General features: G+C 60.8%; 22 protein-coding genes and 1 pseudogene. 19 read left to right on the top strand and 4 right to left on the bottom strand.

Features of this window, described 5'->3' with window-relative positions; translation table 11 throughout:
- Nucleotides 1-239: 239 nt before the first annotated feature.
- The 5 genes from WHZ77_RS06270 (at nt 240) to WHZ77_RS06250 (ending at nt 6298) form a co-directional block, all read left to right on the top strand.
- A complete protein-coding gene (locus tag WHZ77_RS06270; RefSeq protein WP_375312882.1) occupies nt 240-488 on the top strand; it encodes a hypothetical protein in 249 nt (82 codons plus the stop codon).
- 286 nt (nt 489-774) lie between these two features.
- Entirely contained in the window at nt 775-1155 is a 381-nt protein-coding gene (locus WHZ77_RS06265) for a hypothetical protein (protein WP_375312881.1), read from the top strand.
- 512 nt (nt 1156-1667) lie between these two features.
- On the top strand, nt 1668-4622 hold the full coding sequence (locus WHZ77_RS06260; protein WP_375312880.1) for a formate dehydrogenase subunit alpha: 2955 nt from the start codon (nt 1668-1670) through the stop codon (nt 4620-4622).
- Nucleotides 4623-4634: 12 nt separating this feature from the next.
- Nucleotides 4635-5237: a formate dehydrogenase FDH3 subunit beta gene (fdh3B, locus tag WHZ77_RS06255; RefSeq protein WP_375312879.1), complete on the top strand. Its 603-nt coding sequence runs from the start codon at nt 4635-4637 to the stop codon at nt 5235-5237.
- A 62-nt stretch (nt 5238-5299) separates the two neighbouring features.
- Nucleotides 5300-6298, top strand: coding sequence for a formate dehydrogenase subunit gamma (locus WHZ77_RS06250; RefSeq protein ID WP_375312878.1), 999 nt, complete (start codon nt 5300-5302; stop codon nt 6296-6298).
- 35 nt (nt 6299-6333) lie between these two features.
- Here the strand turns inward: WHZ77_RS06250 and WHZ77_RS06245 are convergent, their stop codons facing one another.
- Nucleotides 6334-8319, bottom strand: a complete 1986-nt coding sequence (locus WHZ77_RS06245) for a 4Fe-4S binding protein (protein ID WP_375312877.1) — start codon at nt 8317-8319, stop codon at nt 6334-6336.
- Nucleotides 8320-8500: 181 nt separating this feature from the next.
- On the opposite strand from WHZ77_RS06245, the gene WHZ77_RS06240 reads away from it, so the two are divergent.
- The 6 genes from WHZ77_RS06240 to WHZ77_RS06215 all read left to right on the top strand — a co-directional run bounded on the left by WHZ77_RS06240 (nt 8501) and on the right by WHZ77_RS06215 (nt 13416).
- Complete coding sequence (locus tag WHZ77_RS06240; protein WP_375312876.1) at nt 8501-8962, top strand: DUF3305 domain-containing protein; 462 nt, start codon at nt 8501-8503, stop codon at nt 8960-8962.
- A gap of 30 nt (nt 8963-8992) precedes the next feature.
- Nucleotides 8993-9622 carry a DUF3306 domain-containing protein gene (locus WHZ77_RS06235; RefSeq protein WP_375312875.1) on the top strand — a complete coding sequence of 210 codons (630 nt, stop codon included), beginning with the start codon at nt 8993-8995 and terminating at the stop codon, nt 9620-9622.
- 20 nt (nt 9623-9642) lie between these two features.
- On the top strand, nt 9643-10224 hold the full coding sequence (locus tag WHZ77_RS06230) for a molecular chaperone (protein ID WP_375312874.1): 582 nt from the start codon (nt 9643-9645) through the stop codon (nt 10222-10224).
- Nucleotides 10225-10478: 254 nt separating this feature from the next.
- Entirely contained in the window at nt 10479-10688 is a 210-nt protein-coding gene (locus WHZ77_RS06225) for a hypothetical protein (RefSeq protein WP_375312873.1), read from the top strand.
- Nucleotides 10689-11224: 536 nt separating this feature from the next.
- Nucleotides 11225-13024: a beta-(1-6) glucans synthase gene (locus tag WHZ77_RS06220; RefSeq protein ID WP_375314666.1), complete on the top strand. Its 1800-nt coding sequence runs from the start codon at nt 11225-11227 to the stop codon at nt 13022-13024.
- 179 nt (nt 13025-13203) lie between these two features.
- Complete coding sequence (locus WHZ77_RS06215) at nt 13204-13416, top strand: hypothetical protein (protein ID WP_375312872.1); 213 nt, start codon at nt 13204-13206, stop codon at nt 13414-13416.
- A gap of 83 nt (nt 13417-13499) precedes the next feature.
- On the opposite strand, the gene ftsH is transcribed toward WHZ77_RS06215, so the two are convergent.
- Nucleotides 13500-15338 (bottom strand): ATP-dependent zinc metalloprotease FtsH, encoded by a 1839-nt coding sequence (ftsH, locus tag WHZ77_RS06210; protein ID WP_375312871.1) that lies wholly within the window; start codon nt 15336-15338, stop codon nt 13500-13502.
- Nucleotides 15339-15755: 417 nt separating this feature from the next.
- Between ftsH and WHZ77_RS06205 the strand changes: the two are divergent.
- The 6 genes and pseudogenes from WHZ77_RS06205 to WHZ77_RS06180 all read left to right on the top strand — a co-directional run.
- Nucleotides 15756-16066, top strand: a pseudogene (locus WHZ77_RS06205) (TCP-1/cpn60 chaperonin family protein); the annotation flags it as partial.
- On the top strand, nt 16065-16283 hold the full coding sequence (locus WHZ77_RS06200; protein ID WP_375312870.1) for a molecular chaperone: 219 nt from the start codon (nt 16065-16067) through the stop codon (nt 16281-16283). The pseudogene WHZ77_RS06205 and the gene WHZ77_RS06200, both read left to right, overlap by 2 nt.
- 37 nt (nt 16284-16320) lie before the next feature.
- On the top strand, nt 16321-16536 hold the full coding sequence (locus WHZ77_RS06195) for a ChaB family protein (RefSeq protein ID WP_375312869.1): 216 nt from the start codon (nt 16321-16323) through the stop codon (nt 16534-16536).
- Between the two features lie 252 nt (nt 16537-16788).
- Nucleotides 16789-17310, top strand: a complete 522-nt coding sequence (locus tag WHZ77_RS06190) for an Hsp20/alpha crystallin family protein (protein ID WP_375312868.1) — start codon at nt 16789-16791, stop codon at nt 17308-17310.
- Nucleotides 17311-17377: 67 nt separating this feature from the next.
- The gene (locus WHZ77_RS06185; RefSeq protein WP_375312867.1) at nt 17378-17518 is read left to right on the top strand and encodes a CBS domain-containing protein; all 141 of its coding nucleotides are present in this window, start codon (nt 17378-17380) and stop codon (nt 17516-17518) included.
- A gap of 302 nt (nt 17519-17820) precedes the next feature.
- On the top strand, nt 17821-18036 hold the full coding sequence (locus tag WHZ77_RS06180) for a hypothetical protein (RefSeq protein ID WP_375312866.1): 216 nt from the start codon (nt 17821-17823) through the stop codon (nt 18034-18036).
- A gap of 245 nt (nt 18037-18281) precedes the next feature.
- On the opposite strand, the gene WHZ77_RS06175 is transcribed toward WHZ77_RS06180, so the two are convergent.
- Nucleotides 18282-19040 carry a CBS domain-containing protein gene (locus WHZ77_RS06175; RefSeq protein WP_375312865.1) on the bottom strand — a complete coding sequence of 253 codons (759 nt, stop codon included), beginning with the start codon at nt 19038-19040 and terminating at the stop codon, nt 18282-18284.
- 119 nt (nt 19041-19159) lie between these two features.
- Between WHZ77_RS06175 and WHZ77_RS06170 the strand changes: the two genes are divergently transcribed.
- Nucleotides 19160-19867, top strand: a complete 708-nt coding sequence (locus WHZ77_RS06170; protein WP_375312864.1) for a c-type cytochrome — start codon at nt 19160-19162, stop codon at nt 19865-19867.
- Nucleotides 19868-20215: 348 nt separating this feature from the next.
- A complete protein-coding gene (locus tag WHZ77_RS06165) occupies nt 20216-20902 on the top strand; it encodes a CBS domain-containing protein (RefSeq protein ID WP_375312863.1) in 687 nt (228 codons plus the stop codon).
- A 533-nt stretch (nt 20903-21435) separates the two neighbouring features.
- Here the strand turns inward: WHZ77_RS06165 and WHZ77_RS06160 are convergent.
- Complete coding sequence (locus tag WHZ77_RS06160; RefSeq protein ID WP_375312862.1) at nt 21436-22911, bottom strand: trypsin-like peptidase domain-containing protein; 1476 nt, start codon at nt 22909-22911, stop codon at nt 21436-21438.
- Nucleotides 22912-22984 lie beyond the last annotated feature (73 nt).

The following is a 22984-nucleotide window of genomic DNA, read 5'->3' as shown; positions in this document are numbered from 1 at the left end:
CATCTTGCGGGCTCCGCTTTCGAACTGCACTGGATCGAACATACGCCCTCAACGCACGCGCTGTAGTTTCAGGGGCCACGGATGTTATGCATTCGCACGATCGTGGTTGTGACGCCGCATCGGCTCACAGGCGGTTGAATTGCGGTGAGCAAATCGTGCGTTTGAATCGCGCCCGATCGTTCTCACCTCGATGACGAGCCGGCTTGGTTCCGGCCCGATGTCATCAATGGAGAGAGCGAATGACCACGTCCAAATTATTGTCGATGGGATTGATCGCAGCCGCCATGCTGGGCGGACCCGTCATGGCGCGCGAGCATCATCGCGTCGTGCAGCAGCCCGCGGTGAAAGCCGATACGGTCGCAATGAACGCGCCGTTCTACTATCCGGGCGAGCGCGCCTGCATTCCGGCGCCGCGCGTCGGCGCCTTCGCCACCGCGCCGTGGACCGGCAACAACGTGCCGTGCGAGCCGGGCACCGGCAGCTACTGAGCGCGCCGGCCCGCCTGCGCGGATGACGCCGCGGGCCGCCGTACATCGAATGACAGGGAGCGGGCTGATCCATTCAGCCCGCTTTCTCGCGTTTGCGCGACCCTGCGCGGCGGTTTCACCTTGGCGAGTGGCGCGACTGATGTATGACGCCGAATTCAGTTGGATTGCCGCGCATCGCTCCTACCTCTCCTGCATCACAGGCCCAATCATCAGCGCCTCGCGCGCGTAGCGCGATGCGTCAGCGGCTTCGGGATGGCCGGGCCGCTCAACACGAGAGGAGTTTTCCATGAGGTTTTCCATGCAACGAGCGATCATGATTCTTGCGACAGCAGCGCTAGCCTCGACACTCGCCATCGGCGCGGCCAGCGCGCACGGCGGTGGTGGTGGTGGCGGCCACGGCGGCTTTGGTGGCGGCGGCTTCGGCGGCGGACATGGGGGCTTCGGCGGCGGCGCGCATTTCGGCGGCATGGGGCATGAGGGCGGCTTCGGCGGCGGCGCCCGGTTCGGGGGCGAGCACCTCGGCTTCGGCGGTCATGCCGGCGGTCTCCGCCAGCACGCATTTCACCGCTTCGGACGGCCCGGATATGGATTCTACGGCGCCTATCCGGATTGCTATGACTGGTACGAGCTGCATCCCGGCCAACCGTTGCCGCTGAGCTGCAGCTAGATCAGCGCGCATCACACCCATCGGTCCGGAACGCGCAACGTCACGGTCCGGGCCGCTTATGCCGTGCAGCCAGAGTGAAGGGGCTGTGTTGAGCGCCAGCTCTCATCTAGATTCCTCAATCTCCCTCGACCGCTCAAATACTTCGTCGTTTTCCATTTCGCACGACAATCTGCTGAGCCTAAGGATAGAGTACTGGCCTGCGGCCGACGCAATACAGGATTGCGATTGATGTTCGGGACTGAACTCGGATAACCTGTCGGCGGGCTAACCCGAAACGGGAGTGTGCTTCGTTGAAGAGTGACCCTCCGCGAAAGCTTCTTCGACGTGACCTGCTCAAGCTGACGATTGTTGGCGTCGGCGTAGTCAGCGCTAGCGAGCTATTGCCGTCCCCGGTTTCTGCAAAGCCGGTCGACCTGGATCAGAAGCGCAAGGCTCGCTATCGACCTGACTCACAGGAAGTCAGAAATTTCTACCGCGTCAACGGCTATCCCACCGCTCGATAGGAGACCTCCGTGCTGATCAGGAAGTCCGAGCGTCGTCCGGAACGTGCCAGGCCCTCCAATGCGGAAGCCGCGCCACCTTCGTCGGGCTTGGACCGGCGAGCTTTCCTGAAGCGCTCGGGCGTCACCGCGGGCGCATTGGTCGCCGTCGGTGAAATCGCGCTGCACGGCGTGCGGAAGGCCGAGGCTGGTCCACCATCGCCTGTCGGTGCACCGGTCACGACCCGGAAGAATATCTGCACGCACTGCTCGGTCGGCTGCTCGGTGATCGCCAAGGTCGCCAACGGGGTATGGATCGGACAGGAGCCCGACTACGACAGTCCGATCAATCGCGGTTCGCATTGCTGCAAGGGCGCCGCAGTTCGCGACGACGTGTTGAACGAGCGGCGTCTGCGCTATCCCGTCAAACTCGTCAACGGACAGTGGACGCGCATCTCCTGGGAGAAGGCGATCGACGAGATCGGCGACAAGCTGCTGGATATTCGCCAGAAGGCCGGCCCCGACTCGGTTTATTGGCTCGGCTCTGCCAAGTTCACCAATGAAGCCGCTTATCTCAATCGCAAGCTCGCGGCGTTCTGGGGCACCAACAATTCCGACCATCAGGCGCGGATCTGTCACTCGACGACGGTCACCGGCGTAGCCAATACCTGGGGCTACGGTGCGATGACCAACAGCTACAACGACATCCGCAACGCCAAGACGATCCTGCTGATGGGCGGCAATCCCGCCGAGGCCCATCCGGTTTCCCTGCAGCACATTCTCGAAGGCAAGGAGCTCAATCGCGCCAACATGATCGTGGTCGATCCCCGGATGACGCGGACCGCTGCGCACGCAACCGAGTACGTCCGGGTTCGTCCCGGCACGCACATTGCCACGATCTACGGCATGCTGTGGCACATCTTCGAGAACGGCTGGGAAGACAAGGAATTCCTCAGCCAGCGCGTCTACGGCCTGGACGAGGTGCGAAAGGAAATTGCGAAGTGGCCTCCCAAGGAGGTCGAGCGCGTGACCGGCTTGCCCGAAGCGCAGGTCAAACACGTCGCCCAGGTGTTCGCGACGCAGAAGCCTGCCACCCTGATCTGGGCGATGGGGCAGACTCAATTCACCACCGGCACTGCCAATGTCCGCGCCAGCTGCCTGTTGCTGCTCGCCACCGGCAACATGGGGCAGCCCGGAACCGGCGCCAACATCTTCCGCGGCCACACCAACGTGCAGGGTGCAACCGATCTCGGTCTCGATGTCACCTCGCTGCCTTTGTATTACGGTCTCGCCGAGGAGGCCTGGCGGCATTGGTGCCGGGTCTGGGAGGTCGATTACGACTGGATGAAGTCGCGTTTCCCCGAGAAGAAGCTGATGGAAACGCCGGGCATTCCCAGCACGCGCTGGTTTGACGCGACCTTGTTGCCGAAGGAGCAGATCAGCCAACCCAATCCGGTGCAGGCCATGTTCATCATGGGGCACGGCGTCAACACCATCACCCGGATGCCGGAGGCGGTGAAAGGCATCGAGAAGCTCGAGCTGCTGGTTGTCTGCGATCCCTATCCGACCGCGTGGTCGGTGCTGTCGGAGCGCAAGAACGGCACTTACCTGCTGCCGGCCTGCACGAGCTTCGAGATGGAAGGCTCGCGCACCAACTCCAACCGGTCGCTGCAATGGGGTGAAAAAATCGTCGATCCGGTCTTCGAGGCGAAGAACGATTACGACATGATGTACATGTTCGCCCGCAAGTTTGGATTTGCCGACCTGATGTTCAAGAACATCAAGGTCGAGAACGGCGCGGTTTCGGCGGAGGACATCCTGCGCGAAATCAACCGCGGCGGATGGTCGACCGGATATTGCGGGCAGTCGCCGGAGCGGCTCAAGGCCCACATGAGGAACCAGCACAAGTTCGATCTGGTGACATTGCGGGCGCCGAAGGACGATCCCGAGGTTGGCGGGGAATATTACGGCCTGCCATGGCCGTGCTGGGGTACGCCGGAATTCAAGCATCCGGGCACGCCGATCCTCTACAACACCAATCTTCCGGTGAAAGAGGGCGGCGGCACCTTTCGTGCACGCTTCGGCGTCGAACGCGTCGTGAAACGCAAGGTGATGGAGAACGGGCAGGAAGTGGAGCGGGAAGATCACGACAATCTTCTTGCCGAAGGCTCATACTCCGTCGGTTCGGAGATCAAGGACGGGTATCCCGAGTTCACCCTTGGCGTGCTGAAGAAACTCGGCTGGGACAAGGATCTCACCGCGCAGGAACGCGAGACGATCGACCGCATCAATCCGGCCGATCCGGACAAGGTGTCATGGTCGACCGATCTTTCCGGCGGGATCCAGCGGGTCGCGATCGAACACGGGTGTTCGCCTTACGGAAACGCCAAGGCCCGCATGATTGCGTGGAATCTGCCCGACCCGGTTCCAGTGCATCGCGAACCGATCTACACGCCGCGTCCCGATCTCGTTGCCGACTATCCGACCTTGCCGGACGCGAAGCAATTTCGCGTGCCCAATATCGGATTCTCCGTGCAGAAGGCCGCCGTCGACCGCGCGATCGCGAAGCAGTTCCCGCTGATCCTGAGTTCGGGCCGTTTGGTCGAATACGAAGGCGGCGGCGAGGAAACGCGGTCCAATAAATGGCTCGCCGAACTGAAGCAACACATGTACGTCGAGATCAATCCGGCGGACGCAGCTGAGCGCGGCATCGTCGACGGCGGCTGGGTTTGGGTGACCGGTGCAGAGAACAGCTCACGGGCCCGGATGAAGGCGCAGGTGACTGAACGCGTCGGCAAGGGCGTTGCCTGGATGCCCTTCCATTTCGCCGGCTGGTACGAGGGCGCCGATCTCCGCGCGAAATATCCGGCGGGAGCCGATCCCATCGTGCTGGGTGAGAGCGTCAATACGCTGACGACCTATGGCTATGATCCTGCCACCGGCATGCAGGAACCGAAAGCCACGCTTTGTCAGATCAGAGCCGCATGAGAGGTCAGACCAATGGCACGCATGAAATTCCTCTGTGATGCGGATCGTTGCATCGACTGCAATGCCTGCGTGACCGCCTGCAAGAACGAGAACGAGGTGCCGTGGGGCATCAACCGACGTCGCGTCGTCACCATCAATGACGGCAAGCCCGGCGAGCGGTCGGTGTCGATGGCCTGCATGCACTGTACCGATGCGCCTTGCGCGTCGGTGTGTCCGGTCAAATGCATCTATCCGACCGAAGACGGCATCGTCCTGCACAACAAGGATTTGTGCATCGGCTGCGGCTATTGCTTCTATGCCTGTCCGTTCGGGGCGCCGCAATATCCGCAGGTGGGCAATTTCGGCTCGCGGGGCAAGATGGACAAGTGCACCTATTGCGCGGGCGGCGGCGGCCCCGAAGCGCCGGGCAGTGCCGAGGAATATGCGAAGTACGGCTCGAACCGGTTTGGTGAAGGGAAGCTGCCGATGTGCGCCGAGATGTGCTCGACCAAGTCGCTGCTCGCAGGCGATGGCGATATCATCGCGCAACTCTACGAGGAGCGCGTCGAGACGCGCGGCTATGGCTCTGGAGCCTGGGGCTGGACAACCGCCTATCACGAGGACGTCAAGTCATAAGGCGACCTGCGTTTACCGCCAATGAGAGCGCGACGATCAGGGACGAAGATTGGGTATCCGTCATGACGGCTTTCGCACGCATACGCTTCGCAGCGCTTCTGTTGGTGCTGTTCTGTCTCACGACAGCCTCGGTGCTCGCCCAGAAGCTCGGTCCCGATGGGGCGCCCAATCCGACCGCCAGTGTGACCAACCAGAAAACGCTTCTGGAGCAAGCACCGCGCATCCAGGGCCGGATCGACATTCCCGATGTCAAAGCCGGCGTGTTGATGCAGCCGGCCGGACGGACCTGGGATTATTTCCACGAGGTCCTGCTGCACTGGGGTGCCGCGCTGATAATCGTGGGCATGCTTGCGGTGCTTGCGCTCGCCTATCTGATCATGGGTCGGCTTCGCATCGAGGCGGGCCGCTCCGGCCAGACGATCGTCCGCTTCGAGGCCTTCGAGCGGTTCGCGCATTGGCTGACGGCGGTCTCTTTCGTGCTGCTCGGATTGACCGGCCTGAACGTCACCTTCGGCAAGGTCCTGCTGCGACCGCTCGTCGGTCCGGATGCCTTCTCCGACATCTCCCAGATCGCGAAGTACATACACAATTTCACGAGCTTTGCCTTCGTGGCGGGCCTCGTTCTGATCACGGTGCTTTTCTTCAGGGACAATCTCTTCAAGAGGATCGATATTGACTGGGTCAAGCAGGGTGGCGGCTTCATCAAGTCGAAGCATGCGCCGGCCGGACGCTTCAATCTCGGTGAGAAAATGGTCTACTGGCTGTCGGTCGCAGCCGGCATTGCGGTATCAGCATCGGGATTCGTGCTATTGTTTCCATTCTACGGCACCAACATTGCGGACATGCAGATCGCCCAGGTCGCTCACGCCGTCATTGCGATCCTTTTCATCGCGCTGATCCTGGGACACATCTATATCGGCACGCTCGGCATGGAAGGCGCGTTCGAAGCGATGGGAACGGGTGAGGTGGATATCAATTGGGCGAGAGAGCATCACGACCGCTGGCTCGCCGAAAAGCTCGAAGCGGAAGGCCGGCAGGCTTCCGCAACACCGGCTGAATAGAGCGATCCCGCGCAGGCTTGCCTGAACCAGACAAGTCAGTTGGCGCGGTCGTCCGGATCTCGCTTCGCGTCCCGGTCACGCAGGTAGTCGTCCGTCGTGCGGACGGTCGGGCCAGGTGCGCCATAAGATTCAAAACCTTGCTCGGCGACGAAATTGACGCGGCAATCGCCGCACATCTTGATTGCGTCCAGCCTCTGCTTCGAGCCCGAATACATCCAGTGCTGGCCCTCGAGCTTCGCGACCACGCGCTCGATGCTGCTCTTGACACCGAACGGCTTGCTGCAGCGGATGCAGCAAAACGGCTCCTCCTCCTTGAGAACCCGCGTTGGCGCCCGGCTCGCGCGGAAGTCAATTTGCGGGACCAGCGTGATGACCTTTTCCGGACACGTCGTCCGGCACAGACCGCACTGAACGCAGGAGTCTTCGACAAAACGCAATGCCGGGCGCTCGGGGTCGTCGCGCAGGGCACTCGTCGGACAGACCGACACACAGGACAGGCAAAGTGTGCAGCCCGCTGTATCGACCTCGACTGCGCCGAACGGCGCCCCGTCGGGTAACGGAACGACATCGACGGGAACAGGTGCTGCGCGATGCAGTTCGGCCAGCGCAAAGCGAAGCACATCGCGTTTGCGGCCCACCGGGCGGAAGCTTGCCGGGCGCGAAACCGGTGCGTGCGTCGGCGCCGCGCGGAGCGCCCTGACCAAGTAGTCCGGATCGTCGGTCTCTATCACCGAAAGCCGGTCCGGGCCAAAGCCAAGGCCGGTCAGAATCGGATCAGCCAGTGCGATCGTCCGCGTCAACCCGGAGACGTCATGGCGCGGCTTGGCCCGGAGCAGGAAGCGCACGGCCGACGCGCCATAGGCAAAAGCTGCGGCGATGCTCTCCAACCCGACCTGCGTGACCTCGTTGACGGCAAACGGCAGCACGTTCGCGGGCAAGCCGCCGCCGAACCGCGCCAGCGCATCGATCAGCGGCGAACCATGGACCTCGTCGTGCACGAGCATGACAGCCCGCTCACCGCCCGCCTGGTGGTACGCGATCAACATGGCGCGCAGCTTTCTGACCAGCGCATCTTCGGGCGGCATTGCATAGGATGCGGCGCCCGTGGGACAGGCCGTCGCGCATTGACCGCAGCCCGCGCAGATGTCGGCATCGATTGCCACATGGTCGCCCGCGGGCGTAATCGCGCCGGCAGGGCAGGAATCGAGGCAGCGGGTGCAGCCGGTTTGCTTCGAGCGCGAATGGGCGCAAAGCCCGGCGTCAAAGGTGATGTAACGCGGCTTCTCGAAGGTACCGACGAGGTCGCGCGCCTTCAGTACGGCCTGGAGAATAGCTGCGGGACTGCCGGGATCCGCACGCAGATAGCCGTCGCGCAAATCGGCTGGAAGCAGCGCCGGCCCGCCGGTCAAGTCGAGGACGATGTCGCAGGTCGAACGAGCATTGCTGCGCGATGGGCCGAACGTCAGCACGCGGCGCGAGGAGGGCGCCGCTTCGGCAAACTCGTCGACCACCAAATCGAACGCACCCAGATGTCCTTTGACGCTGCTTATCCGGCCTTTGGCAATCGGATAGTCGGAGTGACGTGGCGGCGCGATCACGGCTGGTGGCGCAATCAGCACGGTGACGTCGAGGTGCTCCTTCAGCAAATCGCCAGCCTCGATCGCTGCCTCGTCGCGGCCGTAGACCAGGATGATTCCGTCGCTCTCCAGCCGAACCATCGGCGCGGGTTCAGCGACTTCGGCCGCTGCGGCCAGCAGCGCGGCCATCTTCGGCCCCGCGCGGTCGGCATCGCCAGACCATCCCGCGGTCTCGCGAACATTGGCAAACTGTATCGAATTCGCACGATTATTTTCGGTTGCAACCTGCGAAAACTGCGCCGCCTGCTGGGTGCAGGCTACAGTAAGTGGAGTATCTTCGGCTGCGACAGCCTTGAACAGGCCAAGTTCGGTACCGCAAAGTTGCGTCGCTGCCGTCACTTTGCCATGACAACCGCGGCCGATCGCATCGGCATCGAGCGGCATCGACCCTTCGCATGAGCAGATCAGGAAGCGCCTGCCGGTTTGAGGTTCGACACTCACGATATACCTCGGATGCCAAGATAGAGCGGCCACCTACTGGCCGGATCATTTTCGGAGTATATACTCCGCATGTCGCAAAAGGCGACCCCGTATCGGAGACCGCACGTCGATTGGAGACCAGAAATTGATATCGACAAGTCTTACAAGCATTGCCGTCGGTGTCGCAATCGAACGACGCAAAGCGAAGAGTGAGTGGGCCAATTTTCTGTGGCGGCCCGTGTCGGTCTTTGCCGGAGAGCCGTCTGCGAAACCTTGGACTCCAATTGGCGGCGAAGGCGAGGCCACACTGTTCTATGCAGGTGACGCCGTGATCGAACTGCATCGCACCGAAACCACGAACTATCGCGAAAATCTCACATCAGGTTCGCCCACACTATGGGTCAATCTGCGTCCCACCGGCTCCGAACCGCCTTATGAACTGCTCGCTGTCACGGCCGACCCGGCCGAGGGCGAGGCATTCACCGACGCGGGCAGCAATCTGGTTGAAGCAGTCCCGATGCCGATTGGCATCTGCGAGATCATCGGCCGTTTCGTTGCCGAGCATCATGTTGAGCGCCCATTCGTCAAACGGCAGCGCAATCGTTAGCAACCTCAGTGCATGACACGAGACTGAACAGTGCCAGACAATAACGTCTTTCTCCGCTGGGCGCGTCTCAAGCAGGCATCGAAAAGCGCCGATGCTGATCCGGCCGGCAACAGGCAAACCGTGCAGCCGTCCGCGGGGGACGACGAGGCCGACCGCCCCTTCGATCTCGCCAGTCTGCCGTCGATCGAGTCGATTACCGCTCACACCGACATTGTTACGTTCCTGAACACCGGCGTTCCGGTGGAATTGACCCGCGCAGCATTGCGCCGAGCCTGGGCAGTCGATCCTGCGATTCGCGACTTCATAGGGATCGCGGAGAACCAGTGGGACTTCAATGACCCCAACGCTATTCCGGGATTCGGTCCGCTCGATTCGACCGACAAAATTGCCGACCTGGTCGCGCAGGTCTCGAAGGGTATGGAGCAGGTCCAGGACGTGCTCGCGGACGCGCCACCACCGATCAACCCGGTTCGGCAGGGCCTCGTCAATTCCGAACAGCCCGCCCTCGAACCAACGGCCCTGGCAGTTGGGTCGTCACCAGATGATGCCGCAACACCGACCACCGAGGACCTGGACGCAGGCGAGCAACCTGATGGCCTTGCTGCAACGGTGTTGCCCTCTCCGCGACGACGACGTCACGGCAGCGCATTGCCGCGCTAGCAGCCTCAAGGATCGCTTCAGTGCGTATTGTCGACGACTTCGACTTCGCCCGATCGCAGGAATACGCGCTGTTGGCAACGTTGCTGACGCGCAGCCCGGACGGGGATCTACTGAGCCGCATCTCCGCATTGCGCGGCGATGCCAGCCCAATGGGAGTGGCGCACAATGCGCTGGCGGAGGCGGCACGCCGGACAAACGAGCAGGCCGCGGCGCGCGAGTTCTTTGCCCTCTTCGCAGGATTGGGCAAGGGGGCCCTGCTGCCTTATGCGTCGCACTATTTGTCCGAGACCCTGTATGGCCGTCCGCTCGCGCGGTTACGGGACACTCTCGGGGATCTCGGCCTCGAAAAGGCTCCGGAACGTACGGAGCCCGAAGATCACGCGGGGTTTCTCTGCGAGATCATGGCCGGCTTCGCCGGCGGAACCATTCCGGCGCCAGCGCCCCTCGAGAGGCTATTCTTTGAAGAGCATGTCTCACGCTGGATGAGACGCTTTTTCGCGGACCTTGAGCAGGCGAACCCGGCTGACTTTTATGCCGCCGTTGGCGCACTTGGACGAACGTTCATCGAGATCGAGGTGCAGGCTTTCGCACTCCAAATCTAAACACGGCCTTTCGTGCGGGACATGCACAGATTCTCTTGGAACTGTGCTAGAGTGCAATCTTAAGGACAAAGAGCATGCGCGTTTTCATATTTTCCTGCCTGTTTGTGGCCGCTATCGCACTAGGTGCCGCGGGCATCCTCGACACTTTCGTGCAGGAGTCCGCCACATCGGCGTTCGCTGAATCGAGCGCCCGAACTTAGCGCCAATCTTTCTGCTAACCGTTTCTTCTCCACATTCGAAATGGGAGACGTTACATGAAGCTGTTCTTGATAACCTCTTTCGTTGTTCTGCCATTGGTTGTGGCTGCCGCCTTGGTCTTGAGAAGCCAGCCTCGCTTGGTCGCGTTTTCCGCCGCGGCCATGCCGTCCCTAGCAGAACTGCACGTCATGGCAGGCGTCCATCGCCTTCCCGACGAGGAGATCGACGACCAGTCACTCGTTTTCTCCGCCAAGGCAAAGCAATAGCTCGCCGTCGCAGCCGGCGACGCAGAGGGCACTCGAGACCTTGTCGATACGGTCACGGTGTTCCGGCCCCCCAGCGTCGCCGCGCGACCATCACCAAGGGAAGATTTGCGCATCTATTTTCCAAGCGAGCAATCAATCGACGGCAATTTCAAGGTCGGCCACGTCGAGTCAGCCCTTAATTCAGTCTCACTCGTTCGAGAACAGGACGTCGAAGGAATGAAAGGCCATCTTCGTCGAGCGGGATTAATCATCGACATTCGTGATCGTTGTCGAACAGGCGCAGGCAATTCACCAAGGTTTAGCCAACGCCGAATGCAAGTGTGTCACCGCAATTGTTGCCGACAAGGATTTGATGCAGCGCAAGGTGAGGGCCTCTTGCCCTGATAGCCTAATCGACCATCACTTGGGGTCGCGCAAATGAGGCTTCGGAATTGGTGTTTGGTTCTGGCGATTTCTGCGAGTGCGATGACATCCGCGCTTGCACAGTCTGAATTCGAACCCTCGCCGAACGCGAGACAGACCGGCGTGTGACCAAGATGACGCAGCCTCCGCAAACGCAGTCCTTTGATCTTCACGTCACCCGCTTGGAAGGCGCCATAGAAGGCGTTTCGCTACGAAATAGGCAGCTCGTTTCCTTTCACGCGCCGTTGACGCTTCTGCTGGTGTCGCTGGTCACCATCGCTGTGGTCTGGTGGTGGCTTGGCCTGCCGGCCGATTTGGTGCGGGCGCCCATCGATCCGAACGATAAGCTTCAGTGCTTATCATACGCTCCTTTCCGCAACCATCAGACATCGCTTTCGCAGGCGACACAGGTCTCACGTGAGCAGATCGCCGAAGATCTCGCCCAGCTGGCGAATATCTCCAGCTGCGTCAGGACCTATGCGACCGATCTCGGGCTCGATCAAATCCCTGAGCTTGCGGCCGGACTGGGGCTGAAAGTCATTCAGGGCATTTTTCTTGACAAGAATCGGCAAAAGAATGCGACGCAGATATCAACGGCAGTCCGCCTCGCGAGGCAATACCCCGGGACGATTATCGCGCTCGTCGTCGGAAACGAGACCTTGCTGCGCAAGGACATAACGGCTTCTGATCTCGCGGCCACAATACGATCGGTCAAGGCGCAGGTCACCGTACCCGTTACTTATGCCGACGTCTGGGAATTCTGGCTGAGCAACCGCGAACTTTATGACGCCGTCGATTTCGTCACGGTGCACATCCTGCCCTACTGGGAGAATATCCCGATCCGCGCAGAAGCTGCAGCCACTCATGTCGACGTCATTCGTCGCGAGATAGCATCGGCATTTCCAGGGAAGGAGATCCTGATCGGGGAAATAGGCTGGCCGAGTGCGGGGCGAATGCGCGAGTCGGCCTTGCCGTCACCGGTCAACCAGGCTCGGGTGGTCTCTGAAATCCTCGACTTGGCTCGGCGTGAGAATTTCCGTGTCAACCTGTTCGAGGCATATGATGAATCGTGGAAACGGGAAATCGAGGGCACGGTTGGCGGATCTTGGGGGCTCTTTGACGCCGCGCAGCGCAGCCTGAAATACCCGCCGGGGGTGCCCATCAGCAATTTTCCAATGTGGAAGCTGCAGATGGGCGGCGGGATGGGACTGGCAGTCCTGATATTCGGCGCGGCATGGTTGACGTTGCGTCGTAGCTCCGGGAAGCCTCGGCTCATCGCGTGGCTCGCGGTTGCAATATCGGCGACGACGTCGGGAATCCTGTTTGGAGTAGCCGCCCAAAAGATGGTCCATGAGAGCTACGGAGCGAGCGGCTGGCTGCTCTGGGGTTCGCTTCTTCTGGCGGCAACCGTTTCGCCGCTGTTTGGGGCCGCGGCCCTCATGTCGGGACGTCCATCGCCCACCCTTCTGGAATTGCTGGGCCCGAAGCTCCACCGAACACGATCGACGCTGGCGATCCTGCACGGAGCAGCCTGGATCGCGACAATCGTGATCGGCACAGCGACGGCGCTCGGTCTTGTATTTGACCCGCGCTTTGTGGATTTTCCTTATGCGGCTCTGACGATGGCAACGGTGCCCTTCGTGGGCGTTATGCTGGTTAATCCAGTCAAGGACGGGATCCGCCCCATGGCGGAGTCAATATACGCAGGCGTATTCTTGTTTGCGGCGATCTATGTCGGGTTCAACGAAGGACCGTCGAACTGGCAGTCACTCTGGACTTGCGCAGCGTATCTCCTGCTTGCCGCAACGCTCTGGCGAGTGAAAATTCGACAAGGACATCTGCAGCCAGCAGGCAACAGGTCGCGCAAGCGGCATCCGTCCGCGACTCCTTTGCCGCAGGCACACCGGAACGGCAGGACGCGGAACGGCACTTGATCCATCTTGAGAATGTTCACACATGGCTCGATGACTTTTGCCACCGCTTGCGAAGCAAGGTCTGGCCGCGCCGGGATTGAGAGCGAACGAGACGGTTGGCTCTGACACGTGACGCCTTTGATGGACATCAATTTCCGCCACAGGCTGGCAGCTATGGTGAGCAAGAATAGGAGCTCACCATGATCGGGATCACACCAACAGCGGACCAGATTTGCAACGCACCAATCGAGGTACGACGCTGGATCGAGCGTGAAGTCATCACCGGCCTTCGCTTGGCACCGGGAGCTTCGGCTCCGTCGGAGGTACATTCCAGCCGCCTGTGGCATGACGTCGTGATCAGCCAACAACCGGTGGATGCTCGTCGTGATCCCTTGATGCGCGCCGTGGGCTGAAGCTTCGGGCGCGTTCCTACGGCCACCGAAATCTGCCGCGCGAGGTCACGCGGCAGAAAATCCCTCAAGCAGCCGGACGGCGCTCATGCGGCGACCGGCTGTTTTGTTTCGGCGCTCTTCGCAAGCAGCGGAGAAAACTGCTCCGCAGTCACCGTTTCATTGGCGATCAATAGTTCAACGCCAGCATCGAGATCGGAACGCCGCCGTTCCAAGATATCGCGGGCGCGGCGATCCCCTTCCTCAATCAGATTTCGGACCGCGAGATCGATCTCCCGGCCGGTGGCTTCGGAGGCGGCGACGACCGCATCCTGAGCCGCGAGGAATGCTTGAGGCTTTGGCGCATAGGTGCGCTGTCCGACCACCTCGTCCATGCCGTACTTGGTGACCATCTCTATGGCGACTTCGGTCGCGCGTTGAAGATCGTCGGCCGCCCCGGTCGAAATCGCGCCGTCGAAAATCAAGCGCTCCGACGCCCGCCCGCCCATCAGCACCGCGATACGGTTCTTCAGCTCCCCTATCGTCAGCAGGAACCTGTCCTCGGTAGGGCGCTGTATCGTATACCCGAGGGCGCCGATCCCGCGCGGTATGATCGAAACCTTCTGCACCGGATCGACGCCAGGCAGGCTGGCGGCCACGAGGGCATGGCCCATCTCGTGATAAGCGACCCTGCGTCGCTCGTCCTTGCCAAGAACTCTGCTCTTCTTCTCGACGCCGGCAACGATCCGCTCTATCGCGGTGACGAAATCTCCGAACGATACCTCGTTACCGCCCCGCCGAGTCGCGGCGATCGCAGCCTCGTTGACGAGATTGGCGATGTCAGCTCCCGTGAAACCGGTCGTGAGGCCCGCCACCTTGTCGAGATCGACCTCCCCCATGCGAATCTTGCGGACGTGCACCTTGAGGATGGCAGCGCGCCCGATCTTGTCCGGCCGATCGACGAGAACCTGCCGGTCGAACCTCCCGGCGCGCAGCAGCGCGGGATCCAGGATTTCGGGCCGGTTGGTGGCCGCCAGCAGGATGACGCCGGCGCTCGGGTCGAAGCCGTCAAGCTCCGACAGGAGCTGATTGAGGGTCTGCTCCTTCTCATCGTGGCTCGAGAACGACAGCGGCCCGCGGCTGCGTCCCAGCGCATCTAGCTCGTCTACGAAAATGATGCACGGAGCGGCCTTGCGGGCCTGCTCGAAGAGATCGCGGACGCGTGCCGCGCCCACCCCGACAAACATTTCGACGAATTCAGAACCCGAGATCGAGAAGAACGGGACCCCAGCCTCTCCGGCCACGGCGCGGGCAAGCAGGGTCTTTCCCGTTCCTGGCGGACCCACCAGCAAGATCCCCTTGGGCACATGCGCTCCCAAGCGGCCATAACTCGCGGGGTCCCTCAGAAACGAGACCACTTCCTGAAGCTCGAATTTCGCCTCGTCGACGCCGGCGACATCGGCGAAAGTGACCTTGATGTCCTTTTCGACATAGACTTTGGCGCGGGACTTCCCGATCGCCATCAGACCGCCGAAGCCCTGCCGGCCGCCCATGCTGCGTCCTGCCCAGTACCAGATCACGAAGAAGACGACGACCGGGAAGATCCAGGACAGGAGGCCTTGAACGAGGCCGCTTCCCGGAACGCCAATTACGCTGACGCCCTTTTCCGCCAGCTTCTCGGCCAAGGCCATATCAACCCGTGCCGTCACAAATGCCGATTTTCCACCGGGAAGCGGCTCTTTCAGTTTCCCTTGGATCGTATCAGGACCAACCGAAACTTCGGCCACCTTATCCTGGGCGAGCAACTGCTCGAACTGACTATAGGGGATGGTTTCGATTGAGTTGTAAGTCGTAGCAATGAATTGCAGGACGATGAGCAGCATGCTCCCCGCGAAGATGACGGCCATCACTATCTTCTGCTTGCGCGAGATCTGATTGGAGTCCACGTCCACCTCCGGTCCGGGTCAACTGTTGAAAATGGTAGTTTGACCGCACGGTCTGAGGTTGATCCAGGTCAACGCAGCTATTGCGAAAGCTCGCCTGACATTGAACGTTCGTCGAACGATGCTTTGCGGGTCCGGGCTCGCGATCAGGACATTCTGCTTCAGCTCACGTCGGCGACGCTGCCGCAGGTGGCACAGAGCAGCCTCCGCTCGGTCAAACGGACAAGAGACAAAAGCTATCGCAAACTGGCTGCCGGCCTGGAACTCCGTCTCGCTGCGTCAGGTCAAGTCTCGATCTGCCACTTCTTCACCGGCCGGCTCAATAACCTCCGCCCCAGGTTGACCAAGATCAAGCTGAGCCGGACGCAGTCGTAACAAAGTCGCCCGCAGTCACGCCAACGACGGCACGCCTCGAGGCAATTGAAATGGCACAAACAAGTCCTGTTCCATTCAGCAGCCCGCGAGAAGGTCTTGCGCGGTGCATCTCTCTCCTTGCCGACGCAGTGCGCGTGACGCTCGGCCCGAAGTCGAAATCCGTGCTGATCCAGAAGGCATGGGGAGCGCCAATCGTCTGCAACGACGGGGTCACCATCGCCAAGGAATTTGACCTGAAGGATGCCGAAGAGAATCTCGGCGCCCAGGTGCTGCGTCAGGCCGCCGAAAAGACCGGCGACGTCGTCGGCGATGGCACAAGCACATCCACCATCCTTGCACATGCCATCCTGTCGGATGCTCGAAAGCGAGGGCAACATCGGCTTCGATGCCGCCCGCAAGGTGTATGTCGATCTCGTCGAGGCTGGCATCGTCGATCCGGTAAAGGTCGTACGGACGGCCCTCGAAAATGCGGTGTCCGTCGCAAGCGTGCTCCTCTTGACCGAAGCGACGATGACTGAAATCCCGGAGCAGAAACGCGAGCGGCTGCCCGAAGCGGACATGGCGATGCCATAGCGGCTTATTCAGTATCGAATTTGGGGGAGACACGAACGTGCCTTATCGGTCCAACGATGATCTTCCCGCGAGATTACGACGTCACTTGCCCTCTCACGCCTTGGACATCTACAGGGAGGCGTTCAACCACGCCTTTGCCTCGCATGCCGGCGACATTCGCCAGGAAGAGATAGCACATAGAACGGCCTGGTTCGCCGTCAAGCGCTCTTACGTGAAACTCGCTGACCGCTGGGTGCCAAAATCAGCGGCATAGCGACGAACCCAGCAACCGCTTTGACATCGAAGAACGTCTGCCTCACTGCCGCATCATCGCACTGAAGAATGCAGGGCAAGTTCGCAGCACATTTCGTTTGCAACTCCAATAGCGCCCCTCGAATTTCGAGGTCGCCGGATCGAAGAACGTCCAGAGCTCATTAACTCCAGCTTGAGCGAAATCAACGTTCCAACCGACGACCGTGGCTACTCTTATTCGACCGAGATGGTCAAACCTCGAAGGAGAGTGATCATGGCAACCGAGACCAAACTGCCCGCTACGAAATCCTCCACTCCTCCCGCTGTCGCGGGTGAGCCTTGGCGGCCCTTTCAGGCATTGAGAAGCGAAATCGACCAGATTTTCGACGATTTCGGGAATGGCTTCTGGAACCGGCCGTTCCGTTCGCTCGCACGGCTCGAGCGCGACTTCTCGAAGTCGATTTCTGCGCCGGCCGTGGACGTCGCCGAGAGCGACAAGGCATTTGAGATTACGGCCGAGCTTCCGGGACTCGACGAGAAGAACATCGACGTCAAGGTCGCCAATGGCGGTCTCACGATCAAGGGCGAGAAGCGCGAGGAGACCGAGGAAAAGAAGAAGGATTACTACGTCTCCGAGCGCCGCTACGGCAGCTTCGAGCGCTATTTCACCCTGCCGGAGGGCGTCAACGCCGACAAAATCGAGGCGACCTTCAAGAACGGCGTGCTGAAGGTCGTGCTTCCAAAAACCGAGGAAGCCCAGAAGCCGGCCAAGACGATCAACGTGAAGGCGGCTTGAAAGCCTGTCAGGGCGAGGCTGCATCGCAGCCTCGCCCGCAGTTGCAACTGCGCGCTATCGGGGGCACATGCGCGCACTTCATGTAATGACCAGAGACGTCGTCGCCGTGACGCCTCATACGACGATCGAAGAAGCGGCCAAGGTCATGCTCCAGATGCACTTCAGCGGCCTGCCTGCGGGGTCTCTCCTTCATCTTGATAGTCGTTAGCCCAACAGGGGCCGGAGCCGGCCACCAAGAGCAGACCACATACAAAGATACCGATCCATCCCAGACGTCGGCGAGATTTGCGGCTTCGCATGGGGCACCTCAGGCAGTCCAAGTGAGGTTGCCTAAACAGCCTAATGAACGGGATCAGATGCGATTTGAGGATTCGCAAATTGCCCCGCGTCCTCTCAAAATCAGGCCTCCGGAAACATACTTAGGTGACGCCCCTGAATTTTGATTGCCTGCCTGATGCGGTAGGAACACTTCGCCATACAGTCTTCGGCTCGTTGCCAACGGAGCCCGCGATGAACCACTCAATTTACACGGCGGATAAGGCAACTCATTTGAAGGTGGTCGTAGCTGCCCTGCTCGCAAGCATCGCTATCGTGACGACGACGCTGTGCATTCGGCTGGCTCCTCCGGAAATGAATGCGCAGGTGATGGCAACGCAGACCATCTACAAGCCCCGCCCGAGCCATCCGCTCGCCGAAGTGGCTCGAACTGAGAGGCATCCGATCTAGTCGATTGACGGAGGGCACGGCCATGACGAACGAATTCATCAAGGTTTTGGTACTATTCTCGCTCTACGCGGCACTTGAAATTGCGCTGTTCTCATCGCCCATCGGGAGACTGATTTTTCGGGCAGTCCGCTCGTCGGAACATCGCAACGCACACCGCAAGTCCGTCGGACGGCCCCCAAGGGATCAGGACGCTCAGCCGGCCGAATAGAATACATCGGCTCTCCCAGTTGCCTCCTGCACAGGTGCTACAGCGGTTCGTCATCGAGAGTGGAAGGTTCCATCTGAAGCGAAACGAAATCGCCTCCACCGTAATCGTCCTCCGGGTCGGGATGAGTGGATTGGACGCAGAGGCGGTCATCCACTCGCAGAACACCGGGAACGTTCTCGCAAGTCACAATCACAGCCCGGTGGGCATTTTCGCCTCCGATGACGCCACGGAGCGTCACCGCACCATCCTTCACGCTGACGTTCAGGCCGATTGGCTGCCAAGGTGTCCTGGCCAGCGCCGCGAGAACCGACCGACGCAGATGGTTGTCGTTTCCAGAATAGCCTAAAGCGCCTGTCAATGGTCCAGCAACAGCCGAAAGGAAATCGGAGCGTGTGATGATGCCGACAATGCGGTCATCGCGCATGACGGGAATGTGATTCAGGTGCCGGCGCTCCATCATGTCCGCCACCTCATCGAGCGGTGCCTGCTCGTTGACGGTCACAGGTTGACGGGTCATCACCTGCTCTACCTTGCGCCCATGCTCCTTCACGAACTCACTGGCGACCCGCTCCCTGCCGAGCAGCATGGAAAGCAGCCGGTTTCGCTCGTGCTCGGTCCTGATCTCGCTCCGCCTGAGAAAATCGCTTTCGCACAGGATACCTACGAGATTTCCCGCCGCATCGACGACCGGTAGACCACTGATATGATGCTCGAGCATCGATTTGACCGCATCGGCGACCGCAGCCTCGGGCCGTATCGTCATGACTCGACGGGACATGATTTGGTGCGCGCGCATATCGTTCGCTCCTGAAGGGCCCAAGAGGTATTTCCTGCGCCCAATGGCGTCTTGATGGAGATCAACGCCGGGACGGGCGGAGATGCCAATTTGGTTGGAAACATCGGGAAAGCTCGATCATGCGCCCGCGAACCCTTTTATTGGTCGCAATTCTTGCAACGCTGTCGGCCTCGAGCGCCGGGGCACCGGTTGACGTGTCTGCAACGCTGTCCGATCTCATGAACAGGCTTCAGCTTCAGCATGCAAAGCTATGGTTTGCCGGCAAGTTGAGCAATTGGGACCTGGCCAACTACGAAATTCAACAGATCGAAGCCAACCTTGAAGCTACTGGCAAGTTGCTGGCTGATCCATCACGAGCCGACCGCGCCAGGCAACAACTTCGGACGGTACGCCAGGCGCTCCAGTCCAAGGACTTGCCCGCGTTCATGACGTCGTATGCCGCCATGACCAACGAGTGTAACGGCTGTCACCGCAGCAGCGGGTATGCCGCAATCGCGATCCAGATCCCGCTCACCTTGCCGGTCCCCAATCAATTGTTCGTCGACCAGGTTGCGGAGGGCCGATCTCTTGCCCACTCATCTTGCGGGACCTGCCATGTCGTCGCCGACGCGGCACGGGAAGCGCCCGCACCGCGCCCATCGGCGCCAGGCTTCCGGGAGATCGTCAGCCGGCCGTCATTCTCTGCCGACGGGCTCCGAAAATTTCTGGCGTCAAACCATCGTCGTCTCGGACCGGACCAGGCGATGCCCAATCCGAGGCTCTCAGAAAACCAGATCGAGGCGATCGTCGCCTATTTGGAGACGATAGTTGCGGACCAGCCGCGCTGACGTACGCATTGCGAAGCCTTGTCTTTGCTTGGATTTTTCGGGCTGCATCATCGTCCTGAGGCTGCGAGAGGCGCTCGAGCAGAGCCCATCGTCGTTCCCAGGCACCGAGGGCTCGCGGATCGACTGCTTGCCGTGAAGCTCTCAAGCGTTGCTCGAGCGCCGCGAGCATCTGCACAGGACGGCAAGCTGCGGGTCAGGTCGCCTGACATGCCCCACGCGACGAAGGCGACGACCGGCGTCACCGGCAGCTGTCGCGAGGGCTGCGCGACTTGATCCCGATCAAACCGGCCGATCCGCGATTCGGCAGAATTAGTAGAATTAGACGAGATCGATCGAATGAGGTCTGTCATGCAAGCACGAGACGTAATGGTATCCCCTGTTGTTACGGTCGGACCAAACGCGACCGTCCGCCAGGTCGCGCAGATCCTTATGGAACGGCGGATCAGTGCCGTGCCGGTCGTCGATGCCGACAACAGGATTCTCGGTATCGTGAGTGAAGGAGATCTGATGCACAGGGCGGAAAGCGGGACTGAACGCTCCTCCTCCTGGTGGCTGCGCCTTTTGACCGGCGACGCGCAACTCGCGACCGACTACGTCAAGTCGCACTCTGCCAAAGTGCAGGACATGATGACCCGGGATGTCGCCACCGCGACACCCGAGATGCCTTTGGCCGAGATCGCGATGCTGCTCGAAGAGCGCCAGATCAAGCGCGTTCCGATCGTTGACAAGCAAGGTCAGCTTGTCGGGATTGTGAGCCGGGCCAACCTGCTTCAGGCCATCGCGAGCGCCAAGCCGAAGCTCGTGATCACCCCTCCCGATTCCACCATCAGGAAGAGGTTCTTCGAGGAGCTCAGGAAGCAGCCCTGGGCTCACACGTTCAACGTGAACGCGACCGTGCAGGACGGCGTGGTCGATATCTGGGGCTTCGCGCCTTCGCTCGCCGAACGTACGGCGATTCGCGTTGCCGCGGAGGCAATTCCTGGAGTTGTGACGGTGAATGATCACCTTCTGGAAACGCCGGTCTTCGTCTATTGACGCGTACCTCAGCGCCAGCATGGGAGACGAGGCGCTCATAGCAAGCCGCCGACAAGTCGCCGCGCTTGACTCCTGTCCCTTTCAGTCCAAGGTCACCAAGCGATGATGAAGTGAAAGAGCTCCCAGCCGAACGTGATCAGTATCGCACCGATGATGAGTATCTTGCCGTACCAGGAAACCGCGGGCCCGGTACGCGTGCGCTTCCGCAAACGCTGCTCCAGGGTTTCCGGTCGGGGGCTGGCCGACGCTCGCAGTTCGGACGCCGCTTCGTTCGGAGTTAATGTCCTACGCTCTGAGAGTATCGGTTCCATGGTTCAACCATTATCGATGCGGAATGTGGAGCATCTGACATCGACCAAGCGACCATCGATGGAGTTCTTGCCGCGATTTCCGCGCGAACAAACGTCTATCCGCCGGCACCAGAATCTGCGGTGGTTTCGCACCATCAAGAATGTGTGACAAAATTAAGCGCCCGGACGCTGGGCGCTGCTTTGCGCACATCAAGCAGACGCTTGTCATCTGTCCATCCGCGCTCAGTTGATCGGAACTGCCACGAAATTCGTAGCGTTGGCGCGTCTGATATGGGTCAGCAGCGTTCGCTTCGCCTGCGCCCGGGCTTCGCCTACCATTCGGTTGAAGTCGGTCACGGTGGCGACGGGCCGGCCCACGACGCTGAGCACGATATCACCGATCTGAAGACCGCTGTCGGCCGCCTCACTTTCGGGATTGATCTCCAAGACTACGACACCACTGACGCCTGCGCCCGGAACCAAGATTGCCGGGGCGAGAGTGAGGCCGAACGCCGTCCGCTCTCCCAGGCCTGCGTGCTTGTCGGAAGGGTCCTTCGTTGCCTCCGAAAGGTCGCCCGCCGTCACCATCAAAGGGTGGGCCTGACCATTTCTCAAGACGCGGAGATTGACAGCGGAGCCGGGCGCTATCGCCGCCATCGTTCGGGCGAAATCGCGGGGGCTTGTCACGTTATGCTCGTTCAGGAGCACGATCACGTCGCCGACTTCAACGCCTTGCCTTGCGGCCGGCCCGCCCGGGTCCAGCTGGGCAACGAGAGCTCCCTGCGCCTTCTTCATGTCCAGTGCGTCCGCGATCCTCGGCGTAATCTCCTGAAGGTACACGCCAACCCAGCCGCGCGTGACCCGCCCCTTCTCCCGGAGTTGTTGCACGACGAGGCTTACGGTTTCGGCTGGGATGTCGAACGCCACCCCTACCGAGCCGCCGGATGGAGAATAAATGACCGTGTTGACCCCGACGACCTCGCCCCTCATGTTGAACGTGGGACCGCCCGAATTTCCCTTGTTGACCGGCGCGTCGATCTGAATGAAATCGCTATAGGGTTCCTCACCGATATCGCGTCCGCGCGCCGATACGATACCCGCAGTAACTGTGCCGCCAAATCCGAATGGGTTGCCGATCGGGAGCACCCATTCACCGATCCGGGGCTCCGTCGCGGCCAGACGGACATATGACAGGTCCCCAGCGGCGGCGATCTTGATCAAGGCGAGATCAGTTTGCGGATCAGCGCCTATGAGCTTGCCTGAGTAGGTTTTTCCGTCATCCATCGTCACTTCGATGTCTATGCCGCCCCCTACGACATGCTCGTTCGTGACGATGTAGCCGTCCCCAGAGATCAGGAATCCCGCGCCTACCAATATGTCGGATCCAGGGTCTTGATCCGGAGTCATCTGGATGCCGAACTGCCGAAAAAGCCGGTCCAGCAGCGACCCTTGTGGGATCGGCCGGGCGCGCGGGACATCAGACGTTCGCTGGTTCGTCTTCACACGAATGCCGACGACCGCCGGTCTCACGCGCTCGACGATCTCGGCGAACCCGGTTGGAGCGATGACACCGACCGCATCGACCTCTGCGGCAAGCGATCGGCTGACTTCGCCGGGCAACAGTGGCGCCCCCATCATCGCAGCGAACAAGGTGAAGACAACCACCTTGCCGGCGTGAGCGGCCGCAACGACACGGGACCTACGGTCTCCAAGCATCATCTCGTACCCAATCAGATGAAAATGCTAAGCAAGCCTGACCCACTTGCGCTGCGTCATCTTGATTTGCGTCAAT

It is taken from the genome of Bradyrhizobium sp. A5, assembly GCF_042076515.1.
GTDB lineage: Bacteria > Pseudomonadota > Alphaproteobacteria > Rhizobiales > Xanthobacteraceae > Bradyrhizobium > Bradyrhizobium cosmicum.
This window is presented reverse-complemented; position numbering and strand designations above follow the sequence as displayed.